Below are 17,779 nucleotides of genomic sequence, written 5' to 3'. Positions count from 1 at the left end.
CTCCCTCCAGGATCAGCCGCCGTTTGCCGGAATGCTTGGCCGCAACATCACGCTGTCATAGGCAGGGCGCGGTGTTGGGATGGCGATCGGTGTGCCGGGTTCAGGCTCGATTGCCGTCGCCGCTGCGGGCATCGGCATCGGGTTGATGCTTGCCGTCGCCGCTGGGTCGGGAGATGGGATAGGTACCGGAACCTCCGACGGAATCAGCATCTCGAACTGTGGCGGCAGCATGCTCTCGCCGGGGACATAGTTCATTGCGACTTCGTAGGACGGCAGTGGTGGCGGCGTTTCGAGCGTGCCATTTTCGTCGCGCTTTTCGTAGAAGGCGTTGCCGCCCGCTACCGTCACATAGTGCATGTTATTGTAGGGAAATTTCAATCCCGCGGTGTGGAAGAACATCGCATCTCCCACGGCTGGATGACGCTCGCCCTTCAGGACCGCATCAGCCGCTGTCGTAAGTTCAGGTTCGGCCTGCGGCTTGACCTCGCGGGTCATGACGCCTGGCGCAAACTGCTTCTTCTGGGCCACGACGCCGCAGATGGAGTCGGCATAGGCACCGGAGGTCAGCCTGTTCATGATCACACTGCCGACGGCCAGATAGCCAGCCTCGTCCGAATGCTGCGATTCGAAATACATCGCTCGCTTGAGGCAGTCGCGATCCTTGGTGGTATAATTGAAAGTGACTTTTGCCGACTGAGCCTGTTTCTGCTTGGCTTTGACCGGCGCTGCCGCCGGTTTCGGTGTGGTTGTGCAGCTTGCGGCTGCTAGTCCTACGAATAAAATCCCAACCAGGGATTTTCCAAAGGAAATCTCCGCCCTCAACGCCAGGTGCCTCCTATTGGAATTAGTCCAGCCCTTTTCGATTCAGCGAAAACGTTTTACCCGGCATGTGACAAAAATACAAACAACCGGAGATAACAAAAATAACAAAGGGTTCCCGCTGAAATACGATTCTGGCGGGAACCGGTATTGCGGCGATATCAATTCCGGAAGAGCTTCCAGCGAGTCGGCTTGAAGGCGACGCGTAAGCGATCCAACCTGTCGGCTTCGCTCGGCGGAAGTTCGATTTCGATATGCGGCCGCTCCTTACCGATATCGAGTTCGATATGGCGAGTGCCAGCGACGCGCCGGCTTGCGATCGGTTGGCCGGCAATGCAGTTTTCGGCGGATTCGCAAAGCCGGACATCGTGCGGGCGGAAATAGAGCTGCGCAGCGCCATCAGCTTCGCCCTCGGCGTTGAGACCGAGCGAACGGCCTTCGAAGCGGATATCGCCGCCGGCGACCTCCACCTGCAGGCAGTTGGACTGGCCTACGAAGCCGAAGACGAAAGGTGAATTGGGGCTGTCGTAGACCTGATCCGGCGTGCCAACTTGCTCAATCGCACCCTGGCTCATGACGACGACGCGGTCGGCGAGCTCCATCGCTTCGTCCTGATCGTGGGTGACGAAGACGGTGGTGTGGCCGGTGCGATCATGGATTTCGCGCAGCCATTTGCGCAGGTCTTTGCGCACCTGCGCATCGAGCGCGCCGAAGGGCTCATCGAGCAGCAGGACATTCGGCTCCACGGCCATGGCGCGGGCCAGCGCCACGCGCTGGCGCTGGCCTCCAGAAAGCTGCGCTGGATAGCGTTTTTCAAGGCCTGAAAGCTGTACGAGATCGAGCAGTTCCAGCGCCCGTTTGCGAATCTCTGCCTTCGGCGGACGGCGCGATGCACTGCGCACCTTCAGGCCGAAGGAGACGTTGTCGAGCACCGTCATATGGCGGAAAAGCGCATAGTGCTGGAACACGAAGCCGATATTGCGTTGCTGGACTGTCTTTCTCGATGCATCTTCGTCGCCGAAGAAAATCAGACCATCGGTCGGGCTTTCGAGGCCGGCGATGAGGCGCAGCAGCGTGGTCTTGCCAGAGCCTGAGGGGCCGAGCAGTGCGATCAGTTCTCCCGAGCGGATGTCGAGCGAGACATCGTGCAGCGCCGGAAAGCGATCGAATTCCTTGCGTAGGTTTTGGACGCGTACTTCCATGCTAGTTCCTTCAGTGCCGCCGGCTGGCGGCGATTTCCGCGCTATAGCGCATTTCCAGTAGCGTCTTCAAAACAAGCGTGACGAGGGCAAGCAAGGCCAGAAGCGAAGCGACCGCAAAGGCTCCGGTGAAGTTATATTCGTTGTAGAGGATTTCCACCTGCAACGGCATCGTGTTGGTTTGCCCGCGAATATGGCCTGATACAACCGACACGGCGCCGAACTCACCCATGGCGCGGGCGTTGCAGAGCAGCACTCCATAGAGCAGGCCCCATTTGATGTTCGGCAGCGTGACGTGCCAGAAGGCCTGCCAGCCGCTTGCGCCAAGCGAAAGGGCTGCCTCTTCATCCTGCGTTCCCTGTTCCTGCATGAGCGGAATGAGCTCACGTGCAACGAAGGGGAAAGTGACGAACATGGTGGCGAGGATCAGCCCCGGCGCTGCAAACAGGATCTTGATGTCACTGGCACTCAGCCATTGGCCGAGCCAGGTGTTGGCGCCGAAGAGCAGCACGAAGACCAGGCCCGAGATAACAGGTGAGACCGAGAAGGGCAGGTCGATCAGCGTGGTCAGGAACGCCTTGCCTTTGAATTCGAACTTGGCGATCGCCCAGGCAGCGGCGATGCCGAAGACGAGGTTCAGCGGCACGCTGACGCCGGCGACGATCAGCGTCAGGCGGATCGCCGAGAAGGTTTCGGCGTCCTGAAGGGCTGTGAAGAAAGCGCCGGCACCTTTGCGGAAGGCCTCGACGAAGACGGCCGCAAGCGGCAGGAGCAGGATCAAGAGCAGGAAGACGAGCGCGACGACGACCAGCGTGATACGGGCGACCTTGCTTTCGGTGACAGCCGAATGAACCTTGTGCGGCTCCGCGGTCGAAACGGTTGCGGTAGCATTAGACGCCATAACCGTACCTCCGCCTGCTCCAGCTCTGGATCAGATTGATGACAAGCAGCATCGTGAAGGAGATGATCAGCATGATCGCCGCAATGCCGGTCGCTGCCGCGTAGTTGTATTCTTCGAGCTTGATGACGATCAGCAGAGGGGCAATTTCCGATTTGAACGGCAGATTGCCGGCAATGAAGATGACCGAGCCGTATTCGCCGACCGCGCGGGCGAAGGCGAGAGCGAAACCCGTCAGGACCGCAGGCGCAAGGCCCGGCAGCAGCACGCGTGCGATTGTCTGGAAGCGATTGGCGCCGAGCGTGGCGGCAGCCTCCTCCACCTCCTTGTCGATCTCTTCCATGACCGGCTGGACCGTTCGCACGATGAAGGGCAGGCCGACGAAGATGAGGGCGACGACAATGCCAGCCGGCGTGAAGGCGATCTTGATGCCGAGTGGCGTCAGGAACTGCCCGACCCAGCCGTTCGGAGCATAGAGCGTGGTCAATGCGATGCCAGCGACGGCCGTCGGCAAGGCGAAGGGCAGGTCCACCATGGCATCGATGACGCGTTTGCCGGGGAACCGGTAACGCACCAGCACCCAGGCAAGGATAACGCCAAAGACGACATTGAGACAGGCGGCGATGAAGGCGCAGCCGAAGCTGATGCGCAGCGCGCTCAGCGTCCGCTGGTCGAATGCAATGCCGAAGAACTTCTCCCAGCCGAGTGCGCTCGACCGCCAGGCGAGGCCAGACAGCGGGATAAGGACGATAAGGGTAAGCCAGATCAAGGTAAGGCCGAGCGCCAGTCCGAAACCCGGAATGACGCTCGGCCGCTTGAACCGCCACCGTGTGGGGTTATGTGCGCTCATAAGACCTATTATTGGGCCGGCTTGTAGATCTGGTCAAATACGCCGCCATCGCTGAAGAATTTCGGCTGTGCTTCCTTCCAGCCGCCGAAGTCGTCAATCGTGGCGAGCGTCAGCTTCGGGAAGCGGGCAATGTCGGCTGGATCAGCTGCTTCCGGCTTGATCGGGCGGTAATAATGCTTTGCCGCGATCTTCTGGCCTTCATCCGAATAAAGGTAGTTCAGATAGGCTTCCGCGACCTTTCGTGTGCCCTTCTTGTCGACGTTGCCATCGACGATTGCAACAGGCGGATCAGCGCGGATCGAGAAGGTGGGGGTCACGATCTCGAACTGATCGGGGCCGAGTTCCTCGAGCGAGAGATAGGCTTCGTTTTCCCACGCAAGCAGGACATCGCCGAGGCCACGCTGGACAAAGGTGGTCGTAGCACCACGAGCGCCAGTATCAAGAACCGGAACGTGCTGCAGCAGTTTCGCCACATACTCCTGCGCCTTGCCGTCGTCGCCGCCATTGGCCTGTTTTGCCCATGCCCAGGCAGCCAGGAAGTTCCAGCGAGCGCCGCCCGAAGTCTTCGGGTTCGGCGTGATGACCTGCACGTCCTCCTTGACCAGATCGCTCCAATCCTTGATGCCCTTCGGGTTGCCCTTGCGCACCAAGAAGACGATCGTCGAAGTGTAGGGGGTTGAATTGTTCGGGAACTTGGTCTTCCAGTCGGCCGGGATCTTGCCGGTCTTCTTGGCGATGGCATCGATATCGCCTTCAAGGGCAAGCGTCACGACATCGGCTTCCAGGCCATCGATGACGGAGCGGGCCTGGGCGCCGGAACCGCCGTGCGATGCCTGGATCGTCACGGTTTCACCGGTGTCCTTCTGCCACTTGGCGGCAAAGGCAACGTTGAAATCCTTATACAATTCGCGCGTCGGATCATAGGATACGTTGAGAAGCGTCTGATCGGCGAATGCAGGTGCGACGCTGCCGATCGCAAAACTGCCTGCCACGACCGCGGCCGCAACGAGCCGGGTGAACCTTAAAGCCTGCATGGAAACCCTCCGTGTTTATACGCTAAACTCTATCAACTAGGTCGTATAATGAAACGAAGATTGTTCCGGTTCCGGGGACCAACCTTAGAAAGCCATCCCATTTCACCAGACGTCTGCGGATGAGACGTGCTGCCGTTGATCGCAGCCAATTATGGCATCTCGTCGCAATCGTGATTTTTCTGCCACAGTTCCATCGCGAAAGTGACATTGGTGTGTCGATTTTTGGTCATCTTTTACAGCGTTGACGTTTTCGAGTGCCTACATGGACTTCCGGTCGTTGGGATTCGGCGACCGACGGTGGGGGTGTCCTTGAAGCATTGCCTGCCTCTTTACTAACCGTAAAAGGTCTTTCTGATGTCTATTAAAACTATCCTTCTTGGCTCTGTTGCCGCCCTTGCAGCGGTTTCCGGAGCACATGCAGCCGACGCTATCGTCGCCGCCGAGCCGGAGCCCGTAGAATATGTTCGCGTTTGCGACGCCTACGGGACTGGCTATTTCTACATCCCGGGCACGGAAACCTGCCTGAAGATCGAAGGCTACATCCGTTTCCAGCTTAATGTCAGCCAGAACGCTGGCGGCCGGGATGCCAACGACTCTGACTGGGATGCCGTTACCCGTGGTCAGGTCACCTTCCAGACCAAGAACGACACCGAGTATGGCACGCTCACGGGCGTTATCACGCTGCGTACCAACGCTGACAACGCCACCGATCAGAAGACCACGCTCGATGAAGGCTACATCGACATTGCCGGCTTCCGCGTTGGTAAGCAGTACAGCTGGTGGGATGACGATCTGAGCGGCGAGACGGACACGCTCTCGAGCAATGAGACGACCCACAACTCGATCCGTTATCAGTACGAGACGGACCGCTTCGCAGCCGGTATCTCGCTCGACGAACTTGAAGAAGACTATGTCGAGAAGGATGGCGAAGGCCCGAACAACTTCGGCGTCGCAGCCCAGGTTTCCTTCAAGAGCGGCGCATTCAGCGGCTACCTGCTCGGCAGCTACGATACCGACAACGAGGAAGGCGCCATCCGCGCAATCCTGTATGCCGACATCGGTCCCGGCACCCTCGGCCTCGCTGGCATCTGGGCTAGCGGCGCTAACTACTACTATGAAGAGTCCGAATGGACGGTCGCTGCCGAGTACAAGGTCAAGCTCACCGACAAGTGGGCCGTTACCCCGGCCTTCCAGTACTTCGACAAGATTGATCTCGACGCTGACGGCAAGGGCTTCAGCGGCGGCAGCGCTTACACGACCGGCGTGACCGTCGACTACCAGATCGCTGAAAATCTGCGCAGCAAGGTCAGCGTTCAGTATCACGACGAAGAAGACGGTGACGACGAAACCTTCGGTTTCCTGCGTCTGCAGCGCGACTTCTAATAAAAGTGGGCCGAAGCGGCCCCTTTGTTTCGATTTGCCTTCTCCCCGCTACGGCGGGGGGAAGGTGGAAAACGCGAATCTGATTTTCCTTACACGCGCGAATCGGCGATGAAATCCGAATAGAATTCATCGACGCTTCTGGCCTTGCGCATGGCGGCCAAGACGCCCTCCGATTGAAGCCTGCGGGCGATGGCGGCAAGCACGTTCAAATATTCCCCGCGATTGTTTTCCCCGAAGAGCAGCACGAAGGCGATGTCTGTTGGGATATCGTCGATCGCATCGAAATCCAGCGGTTGAGCGAAACGGATCAGCAGACCACGGGGGCTCGTCATACCGTCGATAGCCGCATGCGGAACCGCAATGCCGTTGCCGATACCGGTGGAGCCGAGCTTCTCGCGGGATTCAAGTGCCTTCAGGACGGCCTGACCGTCGATGTCGAAGGCTTTGCCGGCCTTTTCGGATATCGCCTGCAGCGCGCGCCACTTGGTCGTCACCGACAGGCCGATGAAAGTGTGCTCCGGCCGGATGATATTGGAGAGGTTCATTTCTTTCTCGATGCTGTTTTCGGCGCGTATCAGTCAGGCTCGCGGAGCCGATAGCCGACGCCGGTCTCGGTGGTGATATAGTGTGGCTGGTCGGGAATCTGCTCGACCTTTTGCCGCAGCTGGCGCACGTAGACGCGCAGATATTGCACGTCCGCTGCCGGGCCCCACACCTGTTTCAGAAGAAATTGATGTGTCAGCACCTTGCCGGCATGCTGGGCGAGCACGCGCAGGATGTCGTATTCCTTCGGCGACAGCTTAATTTCTTTGCCGTCAACTTTGACGATGCGCTTGACGAGATCGATCGACAGGCCACCCGTCTGGAAGATCGCCTTTTCTCCCTGCTGTTGCAGCCGGTGGCGCAGCGCCACGCGGATGCGGGCGCCGAGCTCGTTGATGCCGAAGGGCTTCGTGACATAGTCATCGGCACCGGTTTCCAGCGCCTTGACGATGCCCGCCTCGTCGGTGCGGCTGGACAGGATGACGACCGGCATGGTGAGCCCGTCCTCACGCCATTCCTGCAGAAGGTCATGGCCTGGCAGGTCGGGAAGGCCGAGATCGAGCACGATGAGATCTGGCTGCTCGTCCTTGACCGACTGGCGGGCTGCACCAGCATTCGGCGCCTCATGGACTTCATAGCCCTGCGCGGTGAGTCCGACACGTAAGAGCTTGCGAATCGGGGGCTCGTCGTCGACGACGAGAATCTTGACGGCTGAACCAGTCATTTGAGTTCATCCAGTTTGGGAATGTCATTCGGTTTGGGAAGCCGGATGGTGAAGACAGCGCCGGACCGGCCCATTCGGTTGCCGGCAGTGATCGTGCCACCCATCGCCTCGATGAAGCCCCGGCATATGGAGAGGCCGAGGCCGGTGCCGGCGCGCACCTGATCGCCCTTGCGCACACGATAAAAGGTGTCGAAAATACGGGTGAGGTCTGCAGGGGGAATGCCCGGCCCTTCGTCGGAGACCTGTACGACGACGTTGTCGGCATCCGCCCAACCCTCTATGCGGATGACGGAGCCTTCCGGCGCGTATTTGGCCGCATTGTCGAGCAGGTTGAAGAGGACCTGTTCGAAGAGAACGGGATCGACGCGGACCATGGGCAGATCGGTGGGGATCGTCATTTCCGTCTTGTGACGGTCGAGAATCTTGGCGGCACGGCGCAACGCGCTGCCGGCGATGTCGCCGGCATAGTGCAGCGCGTAATTCGGTTCCATAGCGCCGGATTCGATCTTCGTCATGTCGAGCAGGTTGGCGATGAAGCGGTTGAGCCGTTCGGATTCATCGACGACAGTCGAGAGAAGGTCCGTGCGGTCGTCGGCCGACATGGAATCGAAATAGTCGCGCAGCGTGCCGGACGCGCCGAGGATCGCTGCAAGCGGTGTCTTCAGATCATGCGAGATCGAAGTCAGCAGCGCCGAACGCAGGCGGTCTGCTTCCGCCGCAAGTTTCGCCCGGTCGACATCGGCAACGAGCTGCACGCGTTCGATGGCGAGGGCCGCCTGGTCGGCGAGCGCGTCCAGAAGGCGCTGCTGCTCGGGCGTCAGCAGCGGGCCGTCACGGCGGTCGCTGTCGAGACCGATGACGCCGACGGCGGTGCGGCCGGTGCGCAGTGGTACATAGAGACGCTTGGCGCCGGGCAGAGTGTCGGCGCCACGACCGGCGGCATGATTATGCTCCCAGGCCCAACGCGCGGCGGCAATATCGGCGTCGTCGAGCGTATCGTCGGGCGGGTATCCGGCCTTGACGGCGATGGAATTATCCTCCGGCAAGAGCAGAACCACGCGCACCTTGAGCATGGAGGCGATCTGGAAGGCGGTTGCCCAGAGAACGTCGTCCAGCGTGCCGGTGCCGGCAAGCTTCTTGGAAAACAGATAGAGGTCTTCCGTCGTTCGCGCCCTTTGTCGGGCTGCCGCTGCCTGTCGCTGCACGGTTGCGGTCAGATTGGAGGCGATGATGGCGACGCCGAGGAAGAAGAAGAGCGCCAGCACGCTTTCAGGGTCGCTAATCGTCAGCGTATAGCGCGGCGGGAGGAAGAAGAAATTGAAGGAGAGGGCACTGACGATACAGGTATAGAGCGCCGGCCTCAGGCCATGGATGACGGCCGAGGTCAAAATGGCCATCAGGAAGACGAGAGCCAGGTTGCGCACGTCCAGAACCTGATCGAGCACCACACCGACAGCCAGCGCAATCGCGACATAGACGGTCGAGAGGAGATAGGACCTGATATTCAGCGTCGGGACACTTGAAGCCGCTTTGACGCCGCGTTGCGAGGCGGTGTCCTTGTCGTTGCCGGAGATGACATGCACGCTGATGTCGCCGGCTCGGCGGATCAGCTCATCCGGCGTCGAGCGGCTCCACCACCATTCGCGCCATGTCGGCTTCTTCGGCGCGCCGATGACGATGTGGGTGACATTGTTGCTGGTGGCGTGGCGCACCAGCTCTTCGGCCACTTCGCGGCCGGGAATGGTAATCGCCTCGCCGCCAAGCTGTTCGGCAAGTCGCAAGGTGGCCGCGATCGTGTCGCGCTGCGCTTCCGAGAGATTGATGGAGCGACTGGTCTCGATATAAACCGCCGCCCACGGCCCTCGCAGCCGCGCCGCCATCCGAGAGGCGTAGCGGACGAGCGACGCGGAGCGGGGATGTTCGTCAATCGATACCAGCACGCGTTCGCCAGCGGCCCACGGGCCGGAAATGGCGTGTGCCTGCATATGAGTCAGCAACTGATCGTCGACGCGCTGGGCAGTCTTACGCAGGGCAAGTTCGCGCAGCGCCGTCAGGTTGCCGGGCGTGAAATAGTTGGTTAGCGCTCGCTCGGCTGTTCGTGCGACATAGACCTTGCCGTCATGCAGGCGCTTGATGAGATCGTCGGGCGTCAGGTCGATGATCTCGATATCGTCAGCCATGTCGATCACCGAATCCGGCACGGTTTCGCGCACCCGGATGCGAGTGATCTGCGAAACGACGTCGTTCAGGCTCTCCACATGCTGGATGTTCAGCGTCGAATAGACATCGATACCGCGGTCGAGCAGTTCCTTGACATCGAGATAGCGCTTCGGATGGCGGCTGCCCTCGGCATTGGTGTGGGCGAGTTCGTCGACCAGAACGAGATCGGGCTTGCGCGCGAGAATGGCATCGAGGTCCATCTCTTCGAGCGATTGGCCGCGATAGGCGATCTTCACACGCGGAACGATCTCGAAACCGGCTAGCAGCGCCTCGGTCTCTTTGCGGCCATGGGTCTCGACAACTCCAATCACCACGTCGAGGCCGTCAGCCACCTTGGCGCGGCCGGAGACCAGCATCTCATAGGTCTTGCCGACGCCGGGGGCGGCACCCAGGAAGATCTTGAGGCGCCCGCGCGCCTCCGCCCGCGCTTTTTCAAGCAGCGCATCGGGCGAGGGCCTGCCGGCCTGATCGCGGTTGTCGTCTGGCATCGGTTTGGTCTTTCTTTACGAGCAAGCCCCGGCCCGCTTGTCGCGTTCCGGGGCTCTCGACCTTCACTGATTCATAGAAGCATCAAGGCCCCGGTTCAACGCCAGAACATTGACGGTCGGCTCGCCAAGCAGGCCAAGTTCGCGGTCCGTGACGGCCGCATCGACCAGCGCCTTGACCTTGGTTTCATCGACACCGCGCGCCTTGGCGACACGCGGCACCTGGAAGTAGGCGGCATCGGGTGAAATATGCGGATCGAGGCCACTGCCCGAAGCGGTGACGAGGTCGGCTGGAACCTCGGCATTCGGGTTGGCTGCCTTGGCAGCGTCATAGTCGCCCTTCACGCGATCGATCAGCTTTTGGCTGGTCGGGCCGAGGTTTGAGCCCGAGGATGCAGCGGCATTGTAGCCATCGCCTGCGGCCGACGGGCGGCCGTGGAAATATTTGTCACTGGTGAAGGCCTGGCCGATCAGCGTGGAGCCGATAACCTGGCCGTCCTTTTCGATCAGACTGCCGTTTGCCTGGACCGGGAAGAGCACCTGGGCGACTCCTGTCATGGCAAGCGGGTAGAGAAGGCCGGTGATGGCAGTCGTGGCAACGATCATGACGATTGCCGGACGAAATTCTTTCAACATCGAATTACTCCTTAGGCGAGGCCGACGGCGGTGATGACAATGTCGATCGCCTTGATGCCGACGAAGGGGACGATGATACCGCCGCCGCCGTAGATCAGCAGATTGCGGGAGAGCAGCGCTCCCGCACCGATCGGGCGGTAGCGCACGCCCTTCAGTGATAGCGGGATCAGCGCGATGATGATCAGCGCGTTGAAGATGATCGCCGAGAGAATGGCACTCTGCGGTGTGGCGAGACCCATGACGTTGAGCACGCCGAGCTGCGGGTAGAAGGTCAGGAACATCGCCGGGATGATGGCGAAGTACTTGGCGATGTCGTTGGCGATCGAAAAGGTCGTCAGCGCGCCGCGGGTCATCAGCAGCTGCTTGCCGATTTCGACGATCTCGATGAGCTTCGTCGGGTCGCTGTCGAGGTCGACCATGTTGCCGGCTTCGCGGGCGGCGACCGTGCCGGTGTTCATGGCCACACCAACGTCGGCCTGAGCCAGAGCCGGGGCGTCGTTCGTGCCGTCGCCGCACATGGCGACGAGCTTGCCCTTGGCCTGTTCCTCGCGGATCAGCTGCAGCTTGTTTTCAGGCGTTGCCTGGGCGAGAAAGTCGTCTACGCCGGCTTCGGCTGCGATGGCGGCTGCCGTCATCGGGTTGTCGCCGGTGATCATGACGGTGCGGATGCCCATGCGCCGAAGCTCGTTGAAGCGCTCGCGAATGCCGCCCTTGACGATATCCTTGAGCTGGATGACGCCGAGCAGCTTGCCGTCGCGGGCAACCGCAAGCGGCGTGCCGCCGGCCTTGGCGATCTCGTCTGATATCGAGTGCAGTTCGCGAACGATTTCGGCGCCGTTCTTCGAGGAGGCATCGCCATTGACGTAGGTGAGCACTGCATCGACCGCACCCTTGCGGATCGCCGAACCTTCGAGGTCGACACCGCTCATGCGGGTCTGGGCGGTGAAGGGCACGAATGTGGCCTTGAGGCTTGCCATGTCGCGGCCGCGGATTGCGTATCTTTCCTTGGCGAGCACGACGATCGAGCGGCCCTCCGGCGTTTCGTCGGCGAGCGAGGCAAGCTGGGCCGCATCGGCGAGATCCTGTTCGGAGACGCCGCGGACCGGGCGGAAGCTGGTTGCTTGGCGGTTGCCCAGCGTGATCGTACCGGTCTTGTCAAGCAGGAGTGTGTCGACGTCGCCGGCGGCTTCGACGGCGCGGCCGGACATTGCGAGCACGTTGAAGCGGACGAGACGGTCCATGCCGGCAATGCCGATTGCCGAGAGCAGGGCACCGATCGTGGTCGGGATCAGCGTGACGAAGAGGGCAACGAGCACGATGATCGGGATCGAGCCGCCGGCATAGGCCGCAAAGCTCGGGATCGTTGCCGTGGCGAGAACGAAGATCAGCGTCATCCCGGCAAGCAGGATGTTGAGCGCGATTTCGTTCGGCGTCTTCTGACGTTCGGCGCCTTCGACGAGCGAAATCATGCGGTCGAGGAAGGTCGAGCCTGCAGCCGCGGTGATGCGCACGCGGATCCAGTCGGAAAGAACCTGCGTACCGCCTGTTACGGCGGAGCGGTCGCCGCCGGATTCACGGATGACAGGGGCGGATTCGCCGGTGATGGCCGCTTCATTGACGGAGGCAACACCCTCGACGACTTCGCCGTCTGAGGGAATGATATCCCCAGCTTCGACGAGAACGAGATCGCCGACCTTCAGGCTGGTGCCAGGGACCATGCGGTAGCCGGTGCCGTTGTTGGCGGTCAGGAGCTTCGCCTGGGTCTCGGTGCGCGCCTTGCGCAGCGAGTCTGCCTGCGCCTTGCCGCGGCCTTCGGCGACGGCTTCGGCGAAGTTGGCAAAAAGCACGGTGAACCAGAGCCAGAGGTTGATCTGGAAGGAGAAGGCGAGATTGCCGTTACCTGAAACGAGGTCGCGCAGGAACAGGACTGTGGTCAGCGCGGAAACCGTGGCCACGACGAACATGACCGGGTTCTTGGAAAGAGTGCGCGGGTTGAGCTTGGTGAAAGCAGCGCCCACGGCCGGAATGAGGATGCGAGAATCGAGGATGCTCGCGGATTTTGCCTGGCTCATAAGAGACTCCAGCTTTGAAACGAGGATGGCAAACCGGATTGCCGGTCAGCCCTGTAAAATTCTGATGGCGCAGACGACGACGAGGAGGCCTGCCATCATCACCAGGATGATGTCGGAGGCGCGGGGCATCCGCTGAGCTCCACGCCCCGGCAGACCGGGACGTAGATGAAAGGCTTTTCGGAGCCTGTGACGGATAATCATGGAGAGCCTCAAAAGGTCTGGCCGGCGATCATGACCAGATGCTCGACAACTGGGCCAAGGGCGAGTGCCGGGAAGAATGTGAGACCGCCGACGATCAGGATCGTGCCGATCAGCAGGCCGACGAAGAGCGGACCGTCTGTCGGGAAGGTGCCTGCCGAGGCCGGAACCGTCTTCTTCGTGACCAGCGAGCCGGCAATCGCAAGAGCCGGAATGATGACGAGGAAGCGGCCCATGAGCATGCCGATGCCGAGCGTGATGTTGTACCACGGCGTGTTGCCCGTGAGGCCGCCGAAAGCCGAGCCGTTGTTGGCCGCAGCCGACGTGTAGGCATAGAGGATCTCGGAGAAGCCGTGCGGGCCTGCCGTGCCGATCGAAGCCACTGCCGAGGGCAGGACGCTGGCGATCGCGGCGAAGATCAGCATGGCGAGCGGCAGGCAGAGGATGGCAAGAACGGCCATCTTCATCTCCTTCGCCTCGATCTTCTTGCCGAGATATTCCGGGGTGCGGCCGACCATGAGACCCGCCACGAAAACGGCGACGATGATGAAGAGCAGGATGCCGTAGAAGCCTGCGCCGACACCGCCGACGATGATTTCGCCCAGCTGCATGTTGATGAGCGGAATCAAGCCGCCGAGCGCTGTGAACGAGCCATGCATTGCATTGACCGCGCCGCAGGAGGCGGCCGTGGTGATGACCGCAAACAGCGAGGACAAGGTGATGCCGAAGCGGACTTCCTTGCCTTCCATGTTGCCGCCCTCAAGGCCGAAGGCATGCATCAGCGGGTTGCCCGCGGCTTCGGCCCAGTAGGTGATGCCGACGCCGACGATAAAGAGAATGCCCATCGCAGCCAGGATCGCCCAGCCCTGGCGCTGATTGCCGACCATGCGGCCGAAGACGTTGGTCAGTGCCGCACCGATCGCAAAAATCGAGACCATCTGGATGAGGTTTGAGATCGCGTCCGGGTTTTCGAACGGATGGGCGGAGTTGGCGTTGAAGAAGCCGCCGCCATTGGTGCCAAGCATCTTGATGGCAAGCTGAGAAGCGACCGGGCCGATGGCGATCGTCTGTTTAGCGCCTTCCAGCGTCGTTGCTTCGACATAGGGGCCAAGCGTTTGCGGAACGCCGAGCCAGACATAGGCGAGCGTCAGCACAATGCAGATCGGCAGCAAAATGTAGAGTGTGGAGCGGATAAGATCGACCCAGAAATTGCCGATCGCCTTGCCCGATGCGCGCGAGAAGGCGCGGATGAAAGCCACGGCGATCGCCATCCCGGTCGCTGCCGACACGAAATTCTGCACCGTCAGACCCATCATCTGGGTCAAGTACGACATGGTGCTTTCGCCGCCGTAATTCTGCCAGTTGGTGTTCGTCGGGAAGCTGACGGCAGTGTTGAAAGCAAGATCTGTCGGCACGGCTGTCATGCCTGCCGGATTATAAGGGAGCCCGCCCTGCAGACGCATGATCGCATAAAGCAAGACGACGCCCATCAGATTGAACATCAGCATGGCGAAGGCATACGACGCCCAGTGCTGATCCTCGCGCTCGCTGGTGCCGGCGGCGGCGTAAAGCCCTCGTTCGATCGGAACGAGAACCGGTGAGAGGAATGTGCGCTCGCCGCTGTAGACGCGTGTCATATAGCCGCCGAGCGGTTTGACGAGCACGAGGACGATCCCGCAGTAAAGCAGGATCTGAAGCCATCCGTTGAGGGTCATGGAGAAAACTTTCAGTACCCGGCCGCTTCGGGATCAGAAGCGCCGGTTTTGTCAGAAACGTTCTGGGCGGATGAGAGCGTAGGTGAGGTAGACGGTGAGAAACACGGTCACGGCACCGCTCAGGACATAGTCGAGGGTCATCGTTCTCTCCTGTCAAAGCCGGTCACAGGCGCGCGTGTAGGCAAAGCAAAGTCCGAAGAATACGACTGCAGTGCCGAGTAGAATTATATCCATCATCGATCTTGACTCTGGTTGGTTATTCTTGGAGTCAGACAAGACAAAGGGCGCCATTGCGGTGAGGTGGCGCCTTTATGCTTTCTGGCATGGAGATGATCTTTGCGATCTCTCGGGTATTAATATGCGGCCGAAGTGCATAAAGGTTCGAGATTGCGCCGAGGGTATCAATATAAAAATCTTATAAATGCTTTTATGCGATCAAGGCGTGCTTTAGGGCGGCCCGATAGATGGGTTGCTCAATGTCGAAAGCTTCAGGGATCGACCCGGAACTGGTAGTGGCCTTCAGCGCTGTGGCCATCCATCGAGAGAACACGCCAGTTGAGCGTATAGACACCGGGCGCCATGGCGGGATCGAGCGGAATCTTGAAGACGGAGCCTTCCGGTCCCGAAAGAAACGGCTTGCCGATCGGCAATGTGAGACCCTGGGCATCGAGCAGCGTAGCAGTCGAGCGGGCAAGATCGACAGGGCCGGTAAAGGTGAGCTCGAGGTTGGCCGGCACCAGCTGCTCTTCCTGCTGTAGCGGCGGAAGCGATGCTTCCTCAATCGCTGCGGACGCCTGGCCTGCGGCCAAGAGAAGAGATGCAAACAGGCAGAATGACGCGATCGATTTCATGACGGTCTTTCCCTAGGTGCCGATCCGCAAGGCCGGGGGCGTCATGCCCGCCACGCCATGCCGGCGCATGCTTAATAACGCTGCGAGGGGCGATTTCGATCCCGCGCCCGTGCAATAATCCGCACCGGCTGAAGCAGTGGCTGCCGCTGGCGGCTTTGCGGAAGTGCGGCGAGAGCCTCATCCATTAGGTTGCGCCAGAAATCGCGGAGCTGTTTGGCCATCTGCGTGGTGGAAGACAAGTTTCTGCCGACGTTATCATTGTCGTGCTTCATCGCTTTTCTCCTTCCCGCTTGTCGTGGTCATTGAGAGTAATGTAGTCCTCGCCGCGCTTTTCCGGAATCATACAGACGTTTAGGGCAAGCTTATCTTTCGGGTAATAACCATCTGAGCATTTCGTCACATAATGAGCAGAAGCCTGCTGGAGATGATTGAATTGTCGTCCCGTGCGGTCTTATAGTCGGCGCAACGGCGCCCGATGAATCATGGGAGCCATAGGGAAGGAAACCGATCATGACCAAAGTCCGTGCGCTGGTACTCGAGCGCCAGCATGAGCTCGCGCTTCGCGATATCAATCTGCCTCTGGAGACAGGCCCCGGGCAGGTGAAGATCAAGATCCACACCGTGGGTGTCTGCGGCTCCGACGTGCACTATTATACGCACGGCAAGATCGGCCCCTTCATCGTCAATGAGCCTATGGTGCTCGGCCATGAGGCTGCAGGCACGGTGATCGAGGTCGGCGCCGGTGTGACGCATCTGAAGGTCGGCGATCGCGTCTGCATGGAACCCGGCATTCCTGATCCCAATTCCAAGGCAAGCCGGCTTGGCATGTACAATGTCGATCCGGCCGTCACTTTTTGGGCGACGCCGCCGATCCACGGCGTGTTGACCCCCGAGGTCGTGCACCCCGCCAATTATACGTTCAAGCTGCCGGACAATGTCAGCTTCGCCGAAGGCGCAATGGTCGAACCTTTCGCGGTCGGCATGCAGGCAGCCACCAAGGCGAAGATCGCACCCGGCGACACGGCTGTTGTGCTTGGCGCCGGTCCGATCGGCACCATGGTTGCGATCGCCGCCCTCGCCGGCGGCTGTGCCCGCGCGATCGTTGCCGACCTCGCCCAGCCGAAGCTCGATATTGCTGCGCAGTACCAGGGCGTTATCCCGGTCAATATCCGCGAAAAAAGCCTCGCTGAGGAAGTCAGCCGATTGACCGATGGCTGGGGTGCGGATGTCGTCTTCGAATGCTCAGGCTCGCCAAAAGCCTGGGAGACGATCATGGCTTTGCCGCGCCCTGGCGGCGTCATCGTCGCTGTCGGCCTGCCGGTCAACCCTGTTGGTTTCGACGTCTCGACGGCCTCGACGAAGGAAATCCGCATAGAGACGGTGTTCCGCTACGCCCATCAATATGAGCGCTCGATCGCGCTGCTCGGCTCGGGAAGGGTGGATCTGAAGCCACTGATATCGGAAACCTTCACATTCGAGGATTCGATCAAGGCCTTTGACCGCGCGGTCGAGGCACGTCCTGATGATGTCAAACTGCAGATCGTCATGGACTAAGGCCCTTTACGGGTATTTGATTCCAAATTTCCTCTTGCGAAGCACCAGCGCCGCGCCCGCGATAAGGGCCGCGGCGGCAAGTGCGATCAGCAGGTGATGATGCAGCGGCAGGCGACCGAGCATTTGTTCTATTCCGTGCCCGAAGGCATAGCCAAGCGCGGTGAAGAGCTGCCCCCAAACGAGCGCCGCCAGAAGGTTGAGCACGAGGAATCTCTGCGTCGATATATGCGTCGTCCCAATGACGATCGGGCTGATCGTGCGCAATCCCACCAGAAAGCGGAACGCGAAAATGAATCCGGTCGGATATTTTTCGAGAAGCTGCGTGACCCGTGCGAGCGCCGGCGTCTCCATCACGCGGCGAACAAAGTTCCATTGGGCGGCATAGCGGCCGGCAAAGAACCACATCTGGTCTCCGGCGAATGATCCCGCCGAAGCAGCCATTGAGGCGGCCCAATAGGTTAGAAGCTCGCGATGCGCGATGACGCCGCCGAGAAAGGCGGCGGTTTCGCCCTCGAAGGCCGTGCCGAGAAAGATTGCCGGCAGGCCATAATTTTCGATCAGCAGTTCGATATTCAATAGCCTGCCTCCGGATGATTGC

At 60.4% G+C, this 17,779-nt stretch carries 17 protein-coding genes; 2 read left to right on the top strand and 15 right to left on the bottom strand.

What is annotated here, in order from left to right; genetic code table 11:
- Positions 1-12: 12 nt before the first annotated feature.
- The 5 genes from FHT92_RS15235 to FHT92_RS15215 all read right to left on the bottom strand — a co-directional run bounded on the left by FHT92_RS15235 (position 13) and on the right by FHT92_RS15215 (position 4,800).
- Complete coding sequence (locus FHT92_RS15235) at positions 13-822, bottom strand: cell wall hydrolase (RefSeq protein ID WP_183826594.1); 810 nt, start codon at positions 820-822, stop codon at positions 13-15.
- A 158-nt stretch (positions 823-980) separates the two neighbouring features.
- On the bottom strand, positions 981-2,021 hold the full coding sequence (locus FHT92_RS15230; protein WP_183742723.1) for a sulfate/molybdate ABC transporter ATP-binding protein: 1,041 nt from the start codon (positions 2,019-2,021) through the stop codon (positions 981-983).
- A 10-nt stretch (positions 2,022-2,031) separates the two neighbouring features.
- Complete coding sequence (gene cysW, locus FHT92_RS15225; RefSeq protein WP_183826591.1) at positions 2,032-2,919, bottom strand: sulfate ABC transporter permease subunit CysW; 888 nt, start codon at positions 2,917-2,919, stop codon at positions 2,032-2,034.
- Entirely contained in the window at positions 2,909-3,766 is an 858-nt protein-coding gene (gene cysT, locus FHT92_RS15220) for a sulfate ABC transporter permease subunit CysT (RefSeq protein ID WP_183742727.1), read from the bottom strand. Before cysT ends, cysW begins: the two co-directional genes overlap by 11 nt.
- An 8-nt stretch (positions 3,767-3,774) precedes the next feature.
- A complete protein-coding gene (locus tag FHT92_RS15215; protein WP_183826588.1) occupies positions 3,775-4,800 on the bottom strand; it encodes a sulfate ABC transporter substrate-binding protein in 1,026 nt (341 codons plus the stop codon).
- A 354-nt stretch (positions 4,801-5,154) separates the two neighbouring features.
- Between FHT92_RS15215 and FHT92_RS15210 the strand changes: the two genes are divergently transcribed.
- The gene (locus FHT92_RS15210; RefSeq protein WP_183826585.1) at positions 5,155-6,183 is read left to right on the top strand and encodes a porin; all 1,029 of its coding nucleotides are present in this window, start codon (positions 5,155-5,157) and stop codon (positions 6,181-6,183) included.
- 89 nt (positions 6,184-6,272) lie between these two features.
- Here FHT92_RS15210 and FHT92_RS15205 read toward each other — a convergent pair whose 3' ends face one another.
- From FHT92_RS15205 to FHT92_RS15165, 9 genes are all read right to left on the bottom strand, one after another.
- A complete protein-coding gene (locus FHT92_RS15205; RefSeq protein WP_183826582.1) occupies positions 6,273-6,728 on the bottom strand; it encodes a PTS sugar transporter subunit IIA in 456 nt (151 codons plus the stop codon).
- Positions 6,729-6,757: 29 nt separating this feature from the next.
- Entirely contained in the window at positions 6,758-7,450 is a 693-nt protein-coding gene (locus FHT92_RS15200; protein ID WP_183826579.1) for a response regulator transcription factor, read from the bottom strand.
- Positions 7,447-10,158 carry a sensor histidine kinase gene (locus FHT92_RS15195; protein ID WP_183826576.1) on the bottom strand — a complete coding sequence of 904 codons (2,712 nt, stop codon included), beginning with the start codon at positions 10,156-10,158 and terminating at the stop codon, positions 7,447-7,449. Before FHT92_RS15195 ends, FHT92_RS15200 begins: the two co-directional genes overlap by 4 nt.
- Positions 10,159-10,221: 63 nt before the next feature.
- The gene (gene kdpC / locus FHT92_RS15190) at positions 10,222-10,791 is read right to left on the bottom strand and encodes a potassium-transporting ATPase subunit KdpC (RefSeq protein WP_183826573.1); all 570 of its coding nucleotides are present in this window, start codon (positions 10,789-10,791) and stop codon (positions 10,222-10,224) included.
- An 11-nt stretch (positions 10,792-10,802) separates the two neighbouring features.
- On the bottom strand, positions 10,803-12,863 hold the full coding sequence (kdpB, locus tag FHT92_RS15185) for a potassium-transporting ATPase subunit KdpB (RefSeq protein WP_183826570.1): 2,061 nt from the start codon (positions 12,861-12,863) through the stop codon (positions 10,803-10,805).
- Positions 12,864-13,072: 209 nt separating this feature from the next.
- Positions 13,073-14,776, bottom strand: a complete 1,704-nt coding sequence (gene kdpA, locus FHT92_RS15180; RefSeq protein ID WP_183826567.1) for a potassium-transporting ATPase subunit KdpA — start codon at positions 14,774-14,776, stop codon at positions 13,073-13,075.
- Between the two features lie 51 nt (positions 14,777-14,827).
- The gene (locus FHT92_RS15175) at positions 14,828-14,917 is read right to left on the bottom strand and encodes a K(+)-transporting ATPase subunit F (RefSeq protein ID WP_007825856.1); all 90 of its coding nucleotides are present in this window, start codon (positions 14,915-14,917) and stop codon (positions 14,828-14,830) included.
- A 347-nt stretch (positions 14,918-15,264) separates the two neighbouring features.
- Positions 15,265-15,627 carry a copper resistance CopC family protein gene (locus FHT92_RS15170; RefSeq protein WP_183826564.1) on the bottom strand — a complete coding sequence of 121 codons (363 nt, stop codon included), beginning with the start codon at positions 15,625-15,627 and terminating at the stop codon, positions 15,265-15,267.
- Positions 15,628-15,698: 71 nt separating this feature from the next.
- Entirely contained in the window at positions 15,699-15,899 is a 201-nt protein-coding gene (locus FHT92_RS15165) for a hypothetical protein (protein ID WP_183742744.1), read from the bottom strand.
- Positions 15,900-16,137: 238 nt separating this feature from the next.
- Between FHT92_RS15165 and FHT92_RS15160 the strand changes: the two genes are divergently transcribed.
- Complete coding sequence (locus tag FHT92_RS15160) at positions 16,138-17,181, top strand: NAD(P)-dependent alcohol dehydrogenase (protein ID WP_183826561.1); 1,044 nt, start codon at positions 16,138-16,140, stop codon at positions 17,179-17,181.
- A gap of 6 nt (positions 17,182-17,187) precedes the next feature.
- On the opposite strand, the gene FHT92_RS15155 is transcribed toward FHT92_RS15160, so the two are convergent.
- On the bottom strand, positions 17,188-17,757 hold the full coding sequence (locus tag FHT92_RS15155; RefSeq protein ID WP_183742748.1) for a DedA family protein: 570 nt from the start codon (positions 17,755-17,757) through the stop codon (positions 17,188-17,190).
- Positions 17,758-17,779: the final 22 nt, after the last annotated feature.

Source organism: Rhizobium sp. BK377 (assembly GCF_014193935.1).
Classification (GTDB): Bacteria; Pseudomonadota; Alphaproteobacteria; order Rhizobiales; family Rhizobiaceae; genus Rhizobium.
Note: the sequence above shows the minus strand (reverse complement) of the source record. Positions and strands in the feature narration are given on the sequence as shown.